Annotated in this window: 10 protein-coding genes, 2 tRNA genes and 4 rRNA genes; 6 read left to right on the top strand and 10 right to left on the bottom strand. The window is 43.4% G+C overall.

Features of this window, described 5'->3' with window-relative positions; translation table 11 throughout:
* The first annotated feature begins 1 nt into the window (after position 1).
* From L3V77_RS00175 to L3V77_RS00160, 4 genes are all read left to right on the top strand, one after another.
* The gene (locus L3V77_RS00175) at positions 2–1,120 is read left to right on the top strand and encodes an efflux RND transporter periplasmic adaptor subunit (RefSeq protein ID WP_275135229.1); all 1,119 of its coding nucleotides are present in this window, start codon (positions 2–4) and stop codon (positions 1,118–1,120) included.
* 12 nt (positions 1,121–1,132) lie between these two features.
* Complete coding sequence (locus L3V77_RS00170) at positions 1,133–4,249, top strand: multidrug efflux RND transporter permease subunit (RefSeq protein WP_275135228.1); 3,117 nt, start codon at positions 1,133–1,135, stop codon at positions 4,247–4,249.
* A gap of 111 nt (positions 4,250–4,360) precedes the next feature.
* A complete protein-coding gene (locus L3V77_RS00165; RefSeq protein ID WP_195704775.1) occupies positions 4,361–4,612 on the top strand; it encodes an accessory factor UbiK family protein in 252 nt (83 codons plus the stop codon).
* 117 nt (positions 4,613–4,729) lie between these two features.
* Positions 4,730–5,964 (top strand): IS3 family transposase gene (locus L3V77_RS00160; RefSeq protein WP_275135227.1). Its coding sequence is split into 2 segments (ribosomal slippage): positions 4,730–5,081 and positions 5,081–5,964, totalling 1,236 coding nucleotides; the frame shifts between segments, so codons are not numbered across the junction.
* 41 nt (positions 5,965–6,005) lie between these two features.
* Here the strand turns inward: L3V77_RS00160 and ilvC are convergent.
* Complete coding sequence (gene ilvC, locus L3V77_RS00155; RefSeq protein ID WP_275135226.1) at positions 6,006–7,490, bottom strand: ketol-acid reductoisomerase; 1,485 nt, start codon at positions 7,488–7,490, stop codon at positions 6,006–6,008.
* Positions 7,491–7,630: 140 nt separating this feature from the next.
* Here ilvC and ilvY point away from each other — a divergent pair, with 140 nt between their 5' ends.
* Positions 7,631–8,521, top strand: coding sequence for an HTH-type transcriptional activator IlvY (gene ilvY, locus L3V77_RS00150; RefSeq protein WP_275135225.1), 891 nt, complete (start codon positions 7,631–7,633; stop codon positions 8,519–8,521).
* Between the two features lie 111 nt (positions 8,522–8,632).
* On the opposite strand, the gene rrf (L3V77_RS00145) is transcribed toward ilvY, so the two are convergent.
* The 9 genes from rrf (L3V77_RS00145) to L3V77_RS00105 form a co-directional block, all read right to left on the bottom strand.
* A 5S ribosomal RNA gene (gene rrf, locus L3V77_RS00145) occupies positions 8,633–8,748 on the bottom strand.
* A gap of 8 nt (positions 8,749–8,756) precedes the next feature.
* Positions 8,757–8,833: transfer RNA gene (locus L3V77_RS00140), tRNA-Thr, on the bottom strand.
* Between the two features lie 147 nt (positions 8,834–8,980).
* Positions 8,981–9,096, bottom strand: a 5S ribosomal RNA gene (gene rrf / locus L3V77_RS00135).
* A gap of 122 nt (positions 9,097–9,218) precedes the next feature.
* Positions 9,219–12,111 (bottom strand): 23S ribosomal RNA (locus L3V77_RS00130).
* Between the two features lie 385 nt (positions 12,112–12,496).
* Positions 12,497–12,572: transfer RNA gene (locus L3V77_RS00125), tRNA-Glu, on the bottom strand.
* Positions 12,573–12,662: 90 nt separating this feature from the next.
* A 16S ribosomal RNA gene (locus L3V77_RS00120) occupies positions 12,663–14,215 on the bottom strand.
* Together the 16S, 23S and 5S rRNA genes with 2 tRNA genes alongside form the textbook arrangement of a ribosomal RNA operon.
* A 575-nt stretch (positions 14,216–14,790) precedes the next feature.
* A complete protein-coding gene (hemG, locus tag L3V77_RS00115) occupies positions 14,791–15,318 on the bottom strand; it encodes a menaquinone-dependent protoporphyrinogen IX dehydrogenase (protein WP_275135224.1) in 528 nt (175 codons plus the stop codon).
* A 10-nt stretch (positions 15,319–15,328) separates the two neighbouring features.
* On the bottom strand, positions 15,329–16,786 hold the full coding sequence (locus tag L3V77_RS00110; RefSeq protein WP_195704771.1) for a TrkH family potassium uptake protein: 1,458 nt from the start codon (positions 16,784–16,786) through the stop codon (positions 15,329–15,331).
* 35 nt (positions 16,787–16,821) lie between these two features.
* Positions 16,822–17,457: a YigZ family protein gene (locus L3V77_RS00105; RefSeq protein ID WP_275135223.1), complete on the bottom strand. Its 636-nt coding sequence runs from the start codon at positions 17,455–17,457 to the stop codon at positions 16,822–16,824.
* Between the two features lie 233 nt (positions 17,458–17,690).
* On the opposite strand from L3V77_RS00105, the gene fadB reads away from it, so the two are divergent.
* The gene (gene fadB / locus L3V77_RS00100) at positions 17,691–19,862 is read left to right on the top strand and encodes a fatty acid oxidation complex subunit alpha FadB (RefSeq protein WP_275135222.1); all 2,172 of its coding nucleotides are present in this window, start codon (positions 17,691–17,693) and stop codon (positions 19,860–19,862) included.
* Positions 19,863–19,866 lie beyond the last annotated feature (4 nt).

Here is a 19,866-nt window from a genome sequence, read left to right as displayed (position 1 = left end):
AATGAAGAGAAGAACCATTTTTTGGTTTTTGGGTATGTTGGTTATCGTGGGTTTACTTTTTGGAACTGTCATTTATAAAAAATTGACAGATTTTCAAAAAATGGGTGAAAGAATGGCTAACGCTCCTGAACAGGAGTTTCCAGTCACCACCATCAAAGTCGACTCAATCGACTGGATACCGACCATTCAAGCAATTGGTTTTATTGAGCCTAATCAAGGTGTCACCTTAACCACTGAATCAAATGGCGTCATTGACAAGATTGAATTTGATTCGGGTGAAACCGTGAAGACCGGGCAGAAATTGGTTCTTCTTGATACTGAAGTAGAAAAAGCCAACTTAAATAGCTCAAAAGCTCGTTTACCAGCAGCAGAAGCCAAATATAAACGCTATAAAGGTCTATATAAAAAAGGCTCCGTATCTAAAGAGTCTTATGATACTGCAGAAGCTGAATATTTCTCTCTACAGTCCGATATTAAATCTTTAGAAGCATCAATAGACAGACGCGAAATTTCAGCTCCGTTTGATGGTGTTGTAGGTATTAGAAATGTGTTCTTAGGTGAATATCTACAGCCCGGTGATGATATTGTTCGACTTGAAGACACTAGTGTAATGCGCCTTCGCTTTACCGTTTCCCAAACAGATATTTCTCGCATCTATATCGGCCAAGAAATGGATATTCGAGTAGATTCGTATCCAGAAGAGTCGTTTATCGGATCTATTTCTGCAATTGAACCTGCTGTTGATGTTAAAAGTGGTTTAATAGAAGTCCAAGCTGATATTCCAAATAATGGCGGTAAACTTCGAAGCGGTATGTTTGCACGTGCAGACATCATTCTACCGACAGTAAAGGATCAAGTAGTTCTGCCTCAGATTGCCATTACATTTACGCTATATGGCGACAATGTTTATGTGCTAACTGACGTAGATGGCGTCACACGTGTTAAGCAACAAGTTATCAATGTTGGTGAACGCAAGGATGATATAGCACACATCCTAAGTGGTGTTAAAGCTGGTGATGAAATTGTCACATCAGGCCAAGTCCGCTTGAGTAACGACGCCAAAGTTAAAGTAGTGGAGAATGATGCACTTACTCCTCCTGCTGAAACACCGATGCTGTAATTGGGGGATTAAATGCGCTTTACTGACATATTCATAAAACGTCCAGTTTTAGCGGTATCTATCAGCTTTTTGATTGCTTTGCTTGGGTTCCAAGCAATATTCAAAATGCAGGTACGCGAATACCCTGAAATGACGAATACAGTTGTCACTGTCACAACTGGTTATTACGGAGCCAGTGCAGATCTTATTCAAGGTTTTATTACACAACCTTTAGAACAAGCAATCGCACAAGCCGATAATATTGATTTCATGACATCTCAATCAGTTTTGGGTACTTCTACCATTACGGTGACCATGAAGCTTAATACTGATCCCAATGCTGCTCTATCAGATATTCTTGCAAAATCAAACTCCGTAAGGTCTGTACTACCAAGTGAATCAGAGGATCCAACGGTTACGATGTCTACTGGTTCAACGACAGCAGTACTTTATATTGGTTTTACCAGTGAGGAGTTAGCTTCAAGTCAAGTTACTGACTATCTTGAAAGAGTTATCGATCCCCAACTATTTTCAGTTAGCGGAGTCGCCAGTGTAGATCATTACGGTGGGTCTAAATATGCAATGCGTATTTGGTTAGACCCTGCGAAAATGGCAGCATTAGGTATTACCGCTCCTGAAATCATGGGTGTACTCAACTCAAACAACTATCAATCGGCAACGGGCCAATCTACCGGCGAGTTTGTTATTTATAACGGTAGTGCGGATACACAAATTTCAAGTGTGGCAGAACTTAAGCGTTTAGTCGTCAAACAAGAAGAAGGCGAACTGGTTCGCTTGAGTGATGTTGCAAATGTCACTAGAGAAAAAAGCCATGACGTTGTTAGAGCTAATGCTAATGGACGAGAAGCAGTTGTTGTTGCTATTAACGCAGCACCAAGCGCTAACCCGATCAACATAGCAAAAGGTGTATTAGACATTTTACCAACTCTTAGACAGAACATGCCTAGCAACATTGAGATGAATGTTCTATATGACTCTACAGTTGCGATTAATGAATCCATTAATGAAGTTATAAAAACTATTGCTGAAGCTGCACTCATTGTAATAGTGGTTATTACCTTATTCTTGGGTTCATTGCGTGCAGTAATAATCCCCATAGTTACTATCCCACTGTCTCTAATTGGTGTTGCGATGGTAATGCAGATAATGGGGTTCTCGTGGAACTTAATGACATTACTAGCCATGGTGCTTGCAATCGGGCTTGTTGTAGATGATGCCATTGTTGTTTTGGAAAACGTAGATCGACACTTAAAGTTGGGCGAATCCCCGTTTAGGGCTGCTATTATAGGTACTCGAGAAATTGCAATGCCTGTTATTGCAATGACATTGACTTTAGGCGCGGTATACGCACCAATAGCAATGATGGGAGGAATTACAGGATCTTTGTTTAAAGAGTTTGCATTGACACTTGCTGGCGCCGTTTTTGTTTCCGGTATTATTGCTTTAACACTATCTCCAATGATGTGTTCGAAGATGCTTAAAGCTAACGAAAAACCAAGCAGATTCGAAGAAACTGTACACAAAGCACTTGATGGCTTAACTAATGTATACGTCTCAATGCTTAGCGCTGTAATGAAAACACGTCCAGTAATTCTTATTTTTGCTGTCATCGTCTTCGGTGTTTTACCAGTTTTGTTTAAGCTGATCCCAAGTGAATTAGCACCTTCTGAAGATAAAGGTATTGTTATGTTGATGGGTACAGGTCCATCAAATGCAAACCTAGACTATTTGCAAAAATCGATGGCTGATGTCAATCAGATACTGGCTGATCAACCGGAAGTCTCTTATGCACAGGTATTTGTTGGTGTACCAAGTTCAAACCAGGCATTTGGTATCGCGTCAATGGTGCCTTGGAGTGAACGTGAAGCAAGTCAGGCTGAAGTTACACAACGTGTAACTGGGTTGATTAAACAAGTTCCTGCTATGAATGTAATCGCATTCCAGATGCCTGAACTACCTGGTGCAGGCTCTGGTCTGCCAGTTCAGTTTGTTATCAATACTCCTAACAACTTTGAAAGCTTATTCCAAATAGCAACCGAAGTACTTATGGAAACAATAAAAAGTCCTAGTTTCGTATATGCAGATATTGATTTGAATTACGATTCAGCGACAATGAAAATCAGTATTGATAAAGACAAGGCAGGCGCTTACGGCGTCACCATGCAAGACATTGGTGTCACGTTAAGTACTATGATGGCCGATGGTTATGTTAATCGAATTGATTTAAATGGTCGCTCCTATGAAGTTATTCCACAGGTAGAACGTAAGTATCGACTTAATCCTGAATCAATGAACAACTATTACGTTCGTTCTGCTTCTGGTAAAGCCGTTCCGCTTGGTAGCTTGATCAGTATTGATGTTATCGCTGAACCTAGGTCGCTTCCGCACTTCAACCAACTTAACTCGGCAACCATTGGTGCAGTGCCCATCATTCCAATGGGTGATGCCATTGCTTGGTTTGAAAATATCGCGGAAACTAAGTTGCCTGACGGATACACACATGATTACATGGGTGAATCGAGACAATATGTTACAGAAGGAAGTTCGTTATTTACAACCTTTGGACTTGCACTTGCCATCATATTCTTGGTGTTAGCAATTCAATTTGAATCGCTTAGAGATCCGTTAGTCATCATGGTATCTGTACCACTGGCAATTTGTGGTGCATTAGTCGCCTTGGCTTGGGGTTTGTCCTCCATGAATATTTACTCTCAAGTCGGTTTGATTACCCTTGTTGGCTTAATCACCAAGCACGGTATTTTGATATGTGAAGTGGCTAAAGAAGAGCAATTGCTACACGGAAAGACCCGTACAGAAGCGGTAATGGAAGCGGCGAAAGTTCGCCTTCGTCCAATTCTTATGACAACAGCTGCAATGATTGCAGGTCTGGTTCCGCTAATGTATGCAACTGGTGCCGGTGCTGCTCAACGCTTCAGTATTGGTATAGTTATCGTTGCTGGTCTAGCCATTGGTACGATATTCACATTGTTTGTATTGCCAGTTATCTATTCTTACCTTGCAGAAAAACACAAGCCACTACCCATCTTCTTAGAAGATAAGGACTTGGAAAAACTTGCAAGATTTGATGAAGCGAGGGCAGCACAGCGTGAATTATCTAGCCATCACTAAGTCATTTTAATTACTTAAAGGCCACTTAGGTGGCCTTTTTATTTATATTACTAAGGACATTTTGATCTATTTTGAATAGAATGAATTCAAATTGATAGGAGTTTACGTCTCATGTTTGATCCAAAAAAATTAGAACAGATTGCAAAGCAAATTCATGAATCGATGCCCGCTCCAGTAAAAGAGCTGGGTGCTGATGTTGATCAAAAAGTTCGTCAAGTTATCCAAGGTCAGCTAAACAAATTAGATGTTGTTAGCCGTGAAGAGTTCGATGTTCAGACCCAAGTACTGCTACGCACTCGCCAAAAAATAACAGAGATGGAAGCGAAGTTAGCTGAAATTGAAGCGAAGTTTACTGACAAATAATCAAAGGTAAAGTGTAAAAACTAAAACCATTAAAAAAGGCCTAGTCTATTAATAGACTAGGCCTTTTTATTTTATCTGTCTCGTCCTGAAATGTGTTTACACATTGAGGACTTTAAAATGGACAATCCAACACCCAACCGAGCTCGACGCTCACAAAGAGATTACTCATTAGGCTTTAAATTGGCAGTAGTCAATCAAGTTGAAAAAGGCGATTTCACCTACAAGCAAGCTCAAAAAAACTATGGCATTCAGGGGCGCAGCACCGTGCTCGTGTGGTTAAAAAAGCATGGTAAACTAGATTGGTCGAAACCAATTTATGTACCCAATATGCCTAAATCAAAAGAGACTCCAGCTCAAAAAATCAAGCGCCTCGAACGTCAACTAGAAGAAGAGAAAATGAAGAATATCGTCCTCAATGGGATGGTTGATATCATGGATAAAGAATACGGGGCAGGTCTAAGAAAAAAGTACTTATCCGAACCCTCTGGCAAGCCAAAGAAAAGGGACAAGTAAAACTCGCTCCTGCTTGTCGAGCTCTAGGGATGACTGCTCAATGTGTTTATCAAGCGATCAAACGGATACAAAATAGAGCTAAGAAACTCGAACCTGTTCGAGAGTGCGTGATGTACTGGCGCAAATATATGCCACGAATTTGGGCTAGAAAGCTTTACCAACTAATTAAGCCAGAACTGGAAAAACAAGGTATCAAGCTTGGTAGGGATGGGTTATTTCGTTACTTAAGAGAACAAGGAATGCTTGTCCAACCTCGTAAAAGTTATACGAAAACGACGAATAGTAACCACTGGATGCGCAAGCATCCGAACTTACTTAAAGAGCATTCCCCCAAAACACCTGAAGAAGTATTTGTTAGCGATATTACTTATGTGGAATCAGAGCAAGGAGTACATTATTTGTCTTTGGTCACTGGTGCTTACAGCAGGAAAATAATGGGATATGAATTAAGTAACGAGATGAAGGCAACAGATGTCGTCAAAGCACTGAATATGGCCGTCAAGAATCGGCAATACAGCCGTAATGCCATTCATCATTCAGATAGAGGACTACAATATTGCTCTGGTGTTTATCAGACAGCATTGACAAGAAGCGGAATTAAGCCATCGATGACAGATGGGTATGACTGTTATCAAAATGCCCTTGCAGAGCGTATAAATGGCATACTGAAACAGGAGTTTTTGTTGTACAAGTGCCGAGGACTTGATGAATTAAAACTGCTCGTTGATGAATCAATACAGATATATAATGGAATGAGACCGCATTTAAGCTTGGGAATGAAGACACCAAACGAGGTGCACAAAAAAGGTCAGAGCGAAAAGCTTCTGACCTTCTATTAAAACCGTCAACGTATTTTAGGACGGGACAATCTGAGAAGGAATTAACCGCCTACAGCAATACGCTTCATATCCGTCATATAGCCACGCAACTCTTCACCAATATACTCTACAGGGTGATTTCGAATGATTTCATTCACTTCAATCAACGTTCCATTATCAACATGATTAGACGTCTCGCCTAAGCCTTTACCAATGACATCAGTACCCACTTTCGGCATGAACTTCTCACGTAGAAGTGGCGTTGCTACGTTAGCAAATAGATAATTACCATATTCAGCAGTATCAGAGATAACGACGTTCATTTCATAAAGACGTTTACGTGCAACGGTATTAGCAATCAACGGAAGTTCATGTAATGACTCATAGTATGCTGACTCGTCAATGATGCCAGATGCTGTCATCGCTTCAAATGCGAGTTCAACACCTGCACGAACCATCGCAATCATCAAGATACCGTTATCGAAATACTCTTGCTCCGAGATTTCTACGTCTGTCTCAGGATAGTTTTCAAACGCTGTTTGGCCCGTCTCTTCGCGCCAACCTAATAGATTCACATCGTCGTTAGCCCAATCTGCCATCATCGTGCCCGAAAAATTACCAACGATAATATCGTCCATGTGTTTATTATAAAGAGGGCGCATTAGTTCTTTAAGCTCTTCAGAAAGCTCAAATGCTTTAACTTTTCCGGGGTTAGATAAGCGATCCATCATGTGACTGATGCCACCAAATTTAAGTGCTTCTGTAATTGTTTCCCAACCGAACTGAAGAAGCTTACCTGCATAGCCTTCATCAATACCTTCAGAAATCATTTTCTCATAACATACGATAGAACCCGCTTGCAACATGCCACATAGGATAGTTTGCTCTCCCATTAGGTCTGATTTAACTTCTGCGACAAAAGACGACTCTAGACAACCAGCTCTGTGGCCACCAGTACCCGCAGCCCAAGCTTTGGCAATATCCCAACCTTCGCCCTGTGGATCATTTTCTGGGTGAACAGCGATGAGTGTTGGCACACCGAATCCGCGTTTGTATTCTTCACGTACTTCTGTACCCGGACACTTAGGTGCAACCATAACCACCGTTATATCTTTACGAACCTGCATACCCTCTTCAACGATGTTGAAACCGTGAGAGTAACCTAGAGCTGCACCCTCTTTCATCAGAGGCATAATCGTTTCTACAACATTAGTGTGTTGCTTGTCTGGCGTTAGATTCACAACCAGATCGGCTTTAGGGATAAGAGTCTCGTAACTGCCTACTTCAAAACCATTTTCACTCGCATTTTTGAATGACTGACGCTTTTCATCAATCGCAGCCTGACGTAGCGCATAAGCAATATCAAGACCGGAATCACGCATGTTAAGACCTTGGTTAAGGCCTTGAGCACCACAACCAACGATCACAACTTTTTTACCTTTAAGGTAATCCGCTTCTGCCGCAAATTCTTCACGATCCATAAAACGACAGCGACCAAGTTGGTCTAATTGCTCGCGTAGATTAAGAGTATTGAAATAGTTAGCCATGTAAGAGACTCCTTTAAGAATTGTCCGTTGGTCGACTGCATGTGAGTCGAATAACCACATAGTAATGCAGGCGTTTAATTGCTTAAAGTGATATATTCACAATTAGTAAATGCAATAAATGCAATATCAAGTGTGAAGATATGAATATTAAGAGCCTTCAGTTGTTTATCCACCTGTGTGATAGCAGAAGCTTCAACAAAACCGCGCATGCAATGCACGTCAGTCCATCCGCTTTGAGTCGTCAAATTCAAAAGCTTGAAGAAGAAATAGGGCAGAGTCTTCTTATTCGAGATAACAGAAGTGTAGACCTTACTAACGCAGGTAAAAAACTCTTACCAATCGCGCTAAGTATCACGACTGACTGGTATGGATACCGGTCAGAGTTGTCAGAACAGAGCAAAGAGTTAGAAGGTGAGATTCATCTATTCTGCTCGGTGACAGCAAGCTATAGCCATCTGCCTGATCTATTGAATGACTTTCGACTCACCTATCCACAAATCGAACTAAAAATATCCACGGGTGATCCAGCACAAGCGATAGACATTGTTCTAGAAGGCAAGGCAGATATCGCTATATCAGCAAAACCAGAACAACTACCAGCCAGATTGGCATTCGAAACTATCGGTAATATACCGCTTTCAATTATTGCGCCAACAGGTATTAGTAGCTTTTCTCAAGAATTACTAAAAGAACAGCCTATGTGGGAAACCATCCCTTTTATTCTACCAGAAGCTGGAACCGCAAGAGACCGCGCAAATCATTGGTTTAAAAAGAAAAAAATTAAGCCCAATATATACGCCCAGGTATCGGGACATGAAGCGATTGTTAGTATGGTCGCACTAGGTTGTGGAATTGGTATTGCGCCAGATGTAGTCATCAACAATAGTCCAGTAAAGGATAAGATACAGAGATTAAAGCTAGAGTCAGTAAAGCCATTTGATTTAGGAATTTGCTGTAACCGATCCAAATTAAATGATCCATTGATCCACGCACTTTGGGAGTTAGCTGAGAATAAATTTATATCTAATTAAACGAAAAAAGCCTTCCCTTGTGGGAAGGCTTTTCGAATTTCTAACCTTTATCTTAACAAGATTAAAAGGCTCATTACTATCACTTATAAAAAGTGACAATATAAAATTAGAACCTGGCAATGTCCTACTCTCACATGGGGAGACCCCACACTACCATCGGCGCTATTGCGTTTCACTTCTGAGTTCGGCATGGAATCAGGTGGGTCCACAATGCTATGGTTGCCAAGAAAAATTCTGGTGCTGATACCCAGACTCGAACTGGGGACCTCATCCTTACCAAGGATGCGCTCTACCGGGCTGAGCTATATCAGCGCTCTAAATTTGGATATGTGCAAAAAGCAATAGCCCGATCAAAGAACGGGCTATTTTATTCTGCTAATAATCAAAGTCTTATATGTTACTTTATTGCTTTAATTATTGTTTGCTTTCAGATTTTTAAAATCTAAAAACATAAATAGAGCCTGGCGATGTCCTACTCTCACATGGGGAGACCCCACACTACCATCGGCGCTGTTGCGTTTCACTTCTGAGTTCGGCATGGGTTCAGGTGGGTCCACAACGCTATGGTCGCCAAGCAAATTTGGTCAAGCTTCCTATCACGATAGAAAACTTTAATAATCTGGATTACTGACTTAAATAAAAGTTTTCACACATTCAATGTTCTTACATTGAGTCCACAAAACCCCTTGGGTGTTGTATGGTTAAGCCTCACGGGCAATTAGTACAGGTTAGCTCAACGCCTCACAACGCTTACACACCCTGCCTATCAACGTTCTAGTCTCGAACAACCCTTTAGGACACGTAAAGTGCCAGGGAAGACTCATCTCAAGGCTCGCTTCGCGCTTAGATGCTTTCAGCGCTTATCGATTCCGAACTTAGCTACCGGGCAATGCCATTGGCATGACAACCCGAACACCAGTGGTTCGTCCACTCCGGTCCTCTCGTACTAGGAGCAGCCCCTTTCAATCTTCCAACGCCCACGGCAGATAGGGACCGAACTGTCTCACGACGTTCTAAACCCAGCTCGCGTACCACTTTAAATGGCGAACAGCCATACCCTTGGGACCGACTTCAGCCCCAGGATGTGATGAGCCGACATCGAGGTGCCAAACACCGCCGTCGATATGAACTCTTGGGCGGTATCAGCCTGTTATCCCCGGAGTACCTTTTATCCGTTGAGCGATGGCCCTTCCATTCAGAACCACCGGATCACTATGACCTGCTTTCGCACCTGCTCGAATTGTCATTCTCGCAGTCAAGCGGGCTTATGCCATTGCACTAACCACACGATGTCCAACCGTGTTTAGCCCACCTTCGTGCTCCTCCGTTACTCTTTGGGAGGAGACCGCCCCAGTCAAACTACCCACCAGGCACTGTCCGCAACCCCGATAAGGGGCCGACGTTAGAACATCAAGCATACAAGGGTGGTATTTCAAGGTCGACTCCACTCCATCTAGCGACGAAGTTTCAAAGTCTCCCACCTATCCTACACATGTAGGGTCAATGTTCAGTGCCAAGCTGTAGTAAAGGTTCACGGGGTCTTTCCGTCTAGCCGCGGGTACACTGCATCTTCACAGCGATTTCAATTTCACTGAGTCTCGGGTGGAGACAGCGTGGCCATCATTACGCCATTCGTGCAGGTCGGAACTTACCCGACAAGGAATTTCGCTACCTTAGGACCGTTATAGTTACGGCCGCCGTTTACCGGGGCTTCGATCAAGAGCTTCGTCCGAAGACTAACCCCATCAATTAACCTTCCGGCACCGGGCAGGCGTCACACCGTATACGTCATCTTACGATTTTGCACAGTGCTGTGTTTTTAATAAACAGTTGCAGCCACCTGGTATCTGCGACTCCCGATAGCTCCATCCGCAAGGGATTTCACCGTCAAGAGCGTACCTTCTCCCGAAGTTACGGTACCATTTTGCCTAGTTCCTTCACCCGAGTTCTCTCAAGCGCCTTGGTATTCTCTACCCGACCACCTGTGTCGGTTTGGGGTACGATTTCTTATAATCTGAAGCTTAGAGGCTTTTCCTGGAAGCATGGCATCAATGACTTCATCACCGTAGTGACTCGACATCGGGTCTCAGCCTAACAATTTCCCGGATTTACCTAAGAAATTAGCCTACACCCTTGAACCTGGACTACCATCGCCAGGCTCACCTAGCCTTCTCCGTCCCCCCATCGCAATTATAAGAAGTACGGGAATATTAACCCGTTTCCCATCGACTACGCCTTTCGGCCTCGCCTTAGGGGTCGACTTACCCTGCCCCGATTAACGTTGGACAGGAACCCTTGGTCTTCCGGCGTGGGAGTTTTTCACTCCCATTATCGTTACTCATGTCAGCATTCGCACTTCTGATACCTCCAGCAGACCTTACAGTCCACCTTCAACGGCTTACAGAACGCTCCCCTACCCAACATAATAAATTACATTGCCGCAGCTTCGGTGTATAGCTTAGCCCCGTTACATCTTCCGCGCAGGCCGACTCGACCAGTGAGCTATTACGCTTTCTTTAAATGATGGCTGCTTCTAAGCCAACATCCTGGCTGTCTGAGCCTTCCCACATCGTTTCCCACTTAGCTATACTTTGGGACCTTAGCTGGCGGTCTGGGTTGTTTCCCTCTCCACGACGGACGTTAGCACCCGCCGTGTGTCTCCCGGATAGTACTTACTGGTATTCGGAGTTTGCAAAGGGTTGGTAAGTCGGGATGACCCCCTAGCCTTAACAGTGCTCTACCCCCAGTAGTATTCGTCCGAGGCGCTACCTAAATAGCTTTCGGGGAGAACCAGCTATCTCCAGGTTTGATTGGCCTTTCACCCCTAGCCACAAGTCATCCGCTAATTTTTCAACATTAGTCGGTTCGGTCCTCCAGTTGATGTTACTCAACCTTCAACCTGCCCATGGCTAGATCACCTGGTTTCGGGTCTATACCTAGCAACTCGACGCCCAGTTAAGACTCGGTTTCCCTACGGCTCCCCTATACGGTTAACCTTGCTACTAAATATAAGTCGCTGACCCATTATACAAAAGGTACGCAGTCACAGGACGCAATGCCTGCTCCTACTGCTTGTACGTACACGGTTTCAGGTTCTATTTCACTCCCCTCACAGGGGTTCTTTTCGCCTTTCCCTCACGGTACTGGTTCACTATCGGTCAGTCAGTAGTATTTAGCCTTGGAGGATGGTCCCCCCATATTCAAACAGGATATCACGTGTCCCGCCTTACTCGTTTTCACTTAAAATGATGTGTCGGTTACAGGGCTATCACCTTGTATCGCGATACTTTCCAGAATCTTCACCTGCATCATTAAAAGCTTAAGGGCTAATCCAATTTCGCTCGCCGCTACTTTCGGAATCTCGGTTGATTTCTACTCCTCCGGGTACTTAGATGTTTCAGTTCCCCGGGTTTGCCTTATTAACCTATGTATTCAGTTAATAATACTAGCTTTTGCTAGTGGGTTTCCCCATTCGGAAATCGTAGACTCAAGTGGCTTTTACTGCCTTATCTACGCTTATCGCAAGTTAATACGTCCTTCATCGCCTCTGACTGCCAAGGCATCCACCGTGTACGCTTAGTCACTTAACCATACAACCCCAAAGGGTTTCGCTTACGCGAAATAACAACGAATTGTTATTGTATTAGCAACCAAGGTTTCTATCGTTGCCTCATTATTTGAATGAGCGAGACAACATTTTCGATTTTGCCGGACTCAAATATTAAACATCTAACCGAAGTTAGGTGTTTCCAAGAACACTTGAATGTGTGTTGGTTTGTTATCACCGAAGTGACAACAAGATCCTAGAGTTTCCTTTTAAAAAAGGATCCAATAGGATTTGAGAACTTTTATTTTGATAAATAATAATCAATTATTTATCAGTCAGCTTTCCAAATTGTTAAAGAGCAAAGATTTTATACTTATCGTAATAAGTGAAAACCATTTTTAAATACACTCAAAGAATATACTTAAAGATGGTATCCCGTAGGGGAGTCGAACCCCTGTTACCGCCGTGAAAGGGCGGTGTCCTAGGCCTCTAGACGAACGGGACATAGGGTCGAAGGCACGGTGGCCTTCTACTCTCTTTACTTTCTAAACCTATATCAATTTGTGTAGACACTCATCATGTGCAATCATCGTTTAAGGAGGTGATCCAGCCCCAGGTTCCCCTAGGGCTACCTTGTTACGACTTCACCCCAGTCATGAACCACAAAGTGGTAAGCGTCCCCCCGAAGGTTAAACTACCTACTTCTTTTGCAGCCCACTCCCATGGTGTGACGGGCGGTGTGTACAAGGCCCGGGAACGTATTCACCGTAGCATTCTGATCTACGATTACTAGCGATTCCGACTTCATGGAGTCGAGTTGCAGACTCCAATCCGGACTACGACGCACTTTTTGGGATTCGCTCACTATTGCTAGCTGGCTGCCCTCTGTATGCGCCATTGTAGCACGTGTGTAGCCCTACTCGTAAGGGCCATGATGACTTGACGTCGTCCCCACCTTCCTCCGGTTTATCACCGGCAGTCTCCCCAAAGTTCCCGACATAACTCGCTGGCAATTAAGGATAAGGGTTGCGCTCGTTGCGGGACTTAACCCAACATTTCACAACACGAGCTGACGACAGCCATGCAGCACCTGTCTCAGAGCTCCCGAAGGCACGCCTGTGTCTCCACTGGCTTCTCTGGATGTCAAGAGTAGGTAAGGTTCTTCGCGTTGCATCGAATTAAACCACATGCTCCACCGCTTGTGCGGGCCCCCGTCAATTCATTTGAGTTTTAATCTTGCGACCGTACTCCCCAGGCGGTCTACTTAACGCGTTAGCTCCGAAAGCCACGGCTCAAGGCCACAACCTTCAAGTAGACATCGTTTACGGCGTGGACTACCAGGGTATCTAATCCTGTTTGCTCCCCACGCTTTCGCATCTGAGTGTCAGTATCTGTCCAGGGGGCCGCCTTCGCCACTGGTATTCCTTCAGATCTCTACGCATTTCACCGCTACACCTGAAATTCTACCCCCCTCTACAGTACTCTAGTTTGCCAGTTTCAAATGACCTTCCGGGGTTGAGCCCCGGGCTTTCACATCTGACTTAACAAACCACCTGCATGCGCTTTACGCCCAGTAATTCCGATTAACGCTCGCACCCTCCGTATTACCGCGGCTGCTGGCACGGAGTTAGCCGGTGCTTCTTCTGTAGCTAACGTCAAACAATAAGCGTATTAAACTTACTGTCTTCCTCACTACTGAAAGTACTTTACAACCCGAAGGCCTTCTTCATACACGCGGCATGGCTGCATCAGGCTTTCGCCCATTGTGCAATATTCCCCACTGCTGCCTCCCGTAGGAGTCTGGACCGTGTCTCAGTTCCAGTGTGGCTGATCATCCTCTCAGACCAGCTAGAGATCGTCGCCTTGGTGAGCCATTACCCCACCAACTAGCTAATCTCACTTAGGCTTATCCAATCGCGGAAGGCCCGAAGGTCCCCTCCTTTCCCCCGTAGGGCGTATGCGGTATTAGCTATCGTTTCCAATAGTTATCCCCCTCAACTGGGCAAATTCCTAAGCATTACTCACCCGTCCGCCGCTCGACGCCTATTAACGCTCCCGAAGGATTGTTAATTTCGTTTCCGCTCGACTTGCATGTGTTAAGCCTGCCGCCAGCGTTCAATCTGAGCCATGATCAAACTCTTCAATTTAAGTTCTTTTTGGCTCAATGAATACTGACTTTAAATTGCCTTTTACTTTAGATAACCAAAGGTTAAATAGTAAAGTGTTCTTTAAAGTTCTATCACTCCAACAGAGTGATATTTAAATAACTGTGTTCGACGTTAATTCACTTTCACTTTTAAAAAAGTAAAAACAAAGTAAGCATCAAATTAGGTCACTCAGTTCATTGAAACCGTTGTTGATTTCGTGCCCTAAAGCAGAGAATCATCTTCGATTGTCATCAACGAGTGCCCACACAGATTGATATAGGTTTAAATTGTTAAAGAGCGTTGCTTCTCGGTTGCTGTAAAGCTTTCCTTGAAGCGGACGTGCATTCTAGCGATTTAAAGTGAAGAGTCAAATACTTTTTCATTTTAATTTCGAAGGGCTTTTTCAAGCTGCTCGTCTTACTGATTTCTCTGCAAAGCCTTGTGGGCTCTACCGTGTCAGTGAGGCGCATTATAGAGACATGAATCACATTGGCAACCCCTTTTTGCACTTTTCCCGAATTTAATTTCTATTCGAACAAAATTGACTCAATAAGGGGTAAAAAGACGAGTTTTGTTTACATTTCTTTAATAGACTGGGCGTATTTCGTTACTTTATCCCAGTTAGTGTATTCAATCTCTTTACTAGAATCCGTTTCTCCTCCCGTCATTTTCATAATGAGCTGAATCATGACTCTATCGATGAACTTATACTTGGGATAACGAAGGGCTCCAGCAAACACACCTTGTAGCTTCGGTGTCCAAGGTGATTTTTTTAGGAAGGTACGCATGTAGGCGCTCCCTTCTGGTGTATCTTTGCCTTGGTCTTCTTTACGAGCAGTTAGGTTTACGCAAAAGAACGCAACTTTATAATGGTTTAGCGCTTCTAAGTTCCTCCCTATAAAGCGGTAAAGATTTTTACTCAGATGCCCATAACGAATAGATGCGCCAATAACGACCTTATTGTAGGCGGCAAAGTCGACGTCTGCTTTCTCATCGAGATTTTGAAACTCACATTCATACCCTGGTAGTTCATTTTGAATATGTTGGCAGATCTTTACAGTCTGACCGTCTGTTGTCGCATATAAAAAAAGGATTTTTTCCACTGACTTTCCCTTAACTGCGCCAAAAGGTAGGCGTGAATAAAATTAATAGAGTAAATATTTCCAATCGACCAAATAACATGGACACCACTAATACCCATTTGGCTTTGTCATTAACATCACCATAGTGTAATGCAACGTCTCCTAGTCCGGGACCAAGGTTATTCAATGTTGATGCAACGGCAGAAAAAGCGCTAAGTTCATCAATACCCGTTGCGATCAAGGCCAACATGCAGATAACAAACACCAATGCATAAGCAGAGAAGAAGCCCCATACTGCATCGACTACTCGCTGTGGCAGTGCACTATCCCCAAGCTTTATTGTAAATACAGCTCTAGGGTGGATCAGTCGCTTAATTTCACGGGAGCCTTGCAAGGTAAGCAATAAGATACGAATTACCTTCATTCCTCCACCTGTAGAGCCTGCACACCCTCCTATAAAAGAAGAGAATAACAACAGCACGGGTAAGAATAGAGGCCACTCAGAGAAGCCCGTTGTGGTAAACCCGGCGGTAGTCGAGATAGATACCGTCTGAAACAATGCTTGGTCAAAGGCATCATATATTGAGATATACGATTGGTGCATCAGCAATAAAAGGAAACAAATAAGAAACAGTATCGCTTGGATCGTGAAGAACGCTCTAAATTCTGGATCTTTAATATAATACTTAGGATGCACCCCACCTGAAGAGAAAGCAGCAAAATGCAAAGAGAAGTTACAACCTGAAATAAGCAGGAATACCACCGTAATCATATTGATAGCATGACTGTCGAAATACCCCATACTAGCGTCATGGGTTGAAAATCCACCAATAGCAATCGTTGAGAAGCTGTGGCAAATAGCGTCAAACGCACTCATACCTGCAAGCCAGAATGCACCTGCGCAAGCTAAGGTTAAGCTCAGGTAAATATACCAAAGCGCTTTAGCTGTTTCTGCGATTCTCGGAGTCATCTTACTGTCTTTAACTGGCCCTGGGATTTCAGCTCTATAAAGCTGCATTCCACCAATACCTAGAACAGGAAGAATCGCTACCGCTAGTACGATTATCCCCATCCCACCAAACCACTGTAGAAATTGACGATAGAACAAGATTGCTTTGGGTAGATCATCTAAACCAACGATAACCGTTGCACCCGTAGTAGTTAAAGCAGAGAAAGATTCAAAAAAGGCATCGGTAACGGTGATTGCTGGATCTTCAGATATGAGAAAAGGTAACGCGCCAGCACTACCTATAACGGTCCAAAAAAGGACAACGATAAGAAAGCCGTCGCGAGCTTTTAAGTCTTTTTTGTGTCTACGATTGGGAAACCAACATGCCGTTCCGCAAAACAACAAAACAAAAAAGGTACTGACAAATGGAACACCCGCACCATCCCGATAGACCAGAGCAACAAATGCTGGCGCTAACATAGATATACTGAATAAGGCCAGTAACAAGCCGACTATGCGGATAATTGAACGAAATTGCATATTTGCATTATGAAGCTGAGCTTCTAACTTCCTAGTTATCTTTTCATTGGGGTGACGGTATCTTGAGAAACAATAATTCTCGCACCACTTTTATTGATGACACTTAGCGTAAAGCCCGAAACCTGTCGCCTTTCTATCTCTATTGTCATCTCAATCTGTTCAAAAAACTCTGTATTCAAAACCGACGCTTCATATCGCGCCATTATATTTTTTAATAGGGGCATAAACGAGTAGTCTAACCTTAGTTGCAACTGAGTGTTGATTTTTTTCTCTAGAGTTTGAAGTCGTTTAAGTGCTTGCTGTACGCCACCACCATATGCCTTAACCAATCCCCCAGTTCCTAACTTTATTCCTCCAGAGTATCGAGTAACGACTGCAACCATCTCGCCCACACTTGAACCACTAAGCTGAGCTAAGATCGGTTTACCTGCTGTGCCTGATGGTTCACCATCGTCACTAAAGCCCCACATCATTGAGTCATCCGCTCTGCCAGCCACAAACGCCCAACAATTATGTCGCGCACCAGAGTGTTTTCCTTTTACTTCCTCAATAAAGCTCTTGGCCGCTTCTATTGTAGGCGCATGAGCAAGTTGAGTAATAAAAAGGCTTTTTTTAATCTCTTCTTCAAACTCAACGGACTCTGCTGGAACTCGATACGGTTGATCGTTCATCTTTATCTTATCTAACGTACTAATTTAACTAGTCTATCACGATAAAAACCCGCCTATACCAGAAAACCAACATCACAAATGTTAAACGCTTGTTTGAATTTTGTTGATATTTTGATTTCAGTGGTTCAAAATCAATCATCTGGTCAAACCAGAATTTTGTCAAACAGACCAAAAATAAATAAAAAATGAACTCTCGATAGCAAATACGCATTGCTTTTTTACGGAGAAAGATAATGATTTACCAAGCCACTACCCTACAGGTAAGAGAATTAAACGACGGCATTGCCGAGTTAAGCTTTTGTGCACCCACCTCAGTGAACAAACTTGATTTAGGAACGCTTGAATCACTCGATCAAGCTCTTGATGCCCTTAAAAATCACTCAAGCTTAACTGGTCTCATTCTAAGTTCAGATAAAGATACTTTTATTGTGGGCGCCGATATTACAGAGTTTTTAGGTTTATTCGCTAAACCAGAAAAAGATCTCGACCAATGGGTGCAGTATGCAAATAGTATTTTCAACAAACTAGAAGATCTACCCGTCCCCACTCTTTCGATGATCAAGGGTTACGCTCTAGGTGGTGGTTGCGAGTGCGTATTGGCGACAGATTTTCGTATTGGCGACAAAACCACAAGCATAGGTTTACCAGAAACACAGCTAGGCATTATGCCTGGGTTCGGTGGGTCTGTTCGTATGCCTCGTTTGGTTGGCGCTGACACAGCGATGGAGCTCATCACCACAGGCAAGCCAAAACGCGCTGATGACGCACTTAAAATTGGTTTGCTTGATGCGGTTGTTGATACAGACAAACTACTCGAGTCGGCAATTAACACAATTACTCAGGCAAAAAATAAACGACTCGATTGGCAGGCTCGCCGTAAACAAAAAACCTCCGCGTTAACACTTAGTAAGCTGGAAGCCATGATGAGTTTTACAATGGCAAAAGGCTTAGTCATACAAAAGGCTGGGCCACATTATCCTGCACCAATAACCTCGGTGGTAGCGATAGAAGAAGCTGCTACCTGTAGCCGAAATGCCGCATTAGATATAGAGCGTAAACACTTTGTCAAACTGGCGAAATCGGAAGAAGCGAAATCCCTTGTTGGATTATTCTTAAATGATCAACATATAAAAGGGATTGCCAAAAAAGCCGCAAAATCTGCAAATAAAAAGACAGAAAGAGCAGCAGTACTTGGCGCTGGTATTATGGGCGGTGGTATCGCTTACCAATCCGCGCTCAAAGGCGTGCCCGTGATGATGAAAGATATCGCTCAGGCCTCGCTTGATTTAGGTATGAAAGAGGCCTCTAAGTTACTAAACAAACAGCTATCAAGAGGTCGTATCGACGGTTTCAAAATGACGGGTATTCTTTCTTCTATTACACCGAGCCTTCATTACGCAGGCATTGAGCAATCCGACATTATTGTTGAAGCCGTTGTTGAAAACCCTAAAATTAAAGCCTTCGTATTGAGCGAAGTCGAAGCATACGCATCAGAAGATAGCGTCATCGCTTCCAATACCTCTACGATCCCAATCAACCTACTTGCCAAATCACTTAAACGTCCAGAAAACTTCTGTGGGATGCATTTCTTTAACCCCGTGCACCGTATGCCACTAGTAGAGATTATTCGCGGTGAAAAAACATCCGAAGAGACCATTAATCGTGTTGTGGCTTATGCTGCGAAAATGGGCAAGTCCCCAATTGTTGTTAATGATTGTCCGGGTTTCTTTGTCAACCGTGTACTTTTCCCATACTTCGGTGGGTTTAGTGCACTCCTGAAAGATGGTGCAGACTTCACTAAAGTCGACAAAGTGATGGAAAAGAAATTTGGCTGGCCAATGGGACCCGCTTATTTACTTGATGTCGTGGGAATTGATACTGCTCATCATGCGCAAGAAGTTATGGCTCAGGGCTTTCCAGAAAGAATGTCAAAACAAGGTAAAGACTCTATTGGTGCACTCTTTGAAGCCAACAAATTTGGCCAAAAGAATGGTAATGGTTTCTACGCATACTCTATCGATAAAAAAGGTAGACCTAAAAAATCATTATCTGAAGATGTTTTGCCACTTCTTGAATCTGTTTGTGCGAATAAACAAGCCTTTGATGATGACACGATTATCCAAAGAATGATGATTCCTATGATTAACGAAGTCGTGCTTTGCTTAGAAGAAGGCATTATTGCGTCACCACAAGAAGCCGATATGGCCTTGGTATATGGTTTAGGTTTCCCTCCATTTAGAGGTGGTGTATTCCGCTATATAGACAGTATTGGAGCAAAATACTATGTTGAAATGGCGGCGCAATACAAAGCATTGGGACCACTCTATGAAGTCCCTCAAATGCTACTAGATATGGCAGAAAACGATGGCGTATTCTACCAAGCTCAACAAACAGGCTCACTTTAATCAC

The organism is Vibrio sp. DW001, from assembly GCF_029016285.1.
Taxonomy (GTDB): Bacteria; Pseudomonadota; Gammaproteobacteria; order Enterobacterales; family Vibrionaceae; genus Vibrio.
Note: the sequence above shows the minus strand (reverse complement) of the source record. Positions and strands in the feature narration are given on the sequence as shown.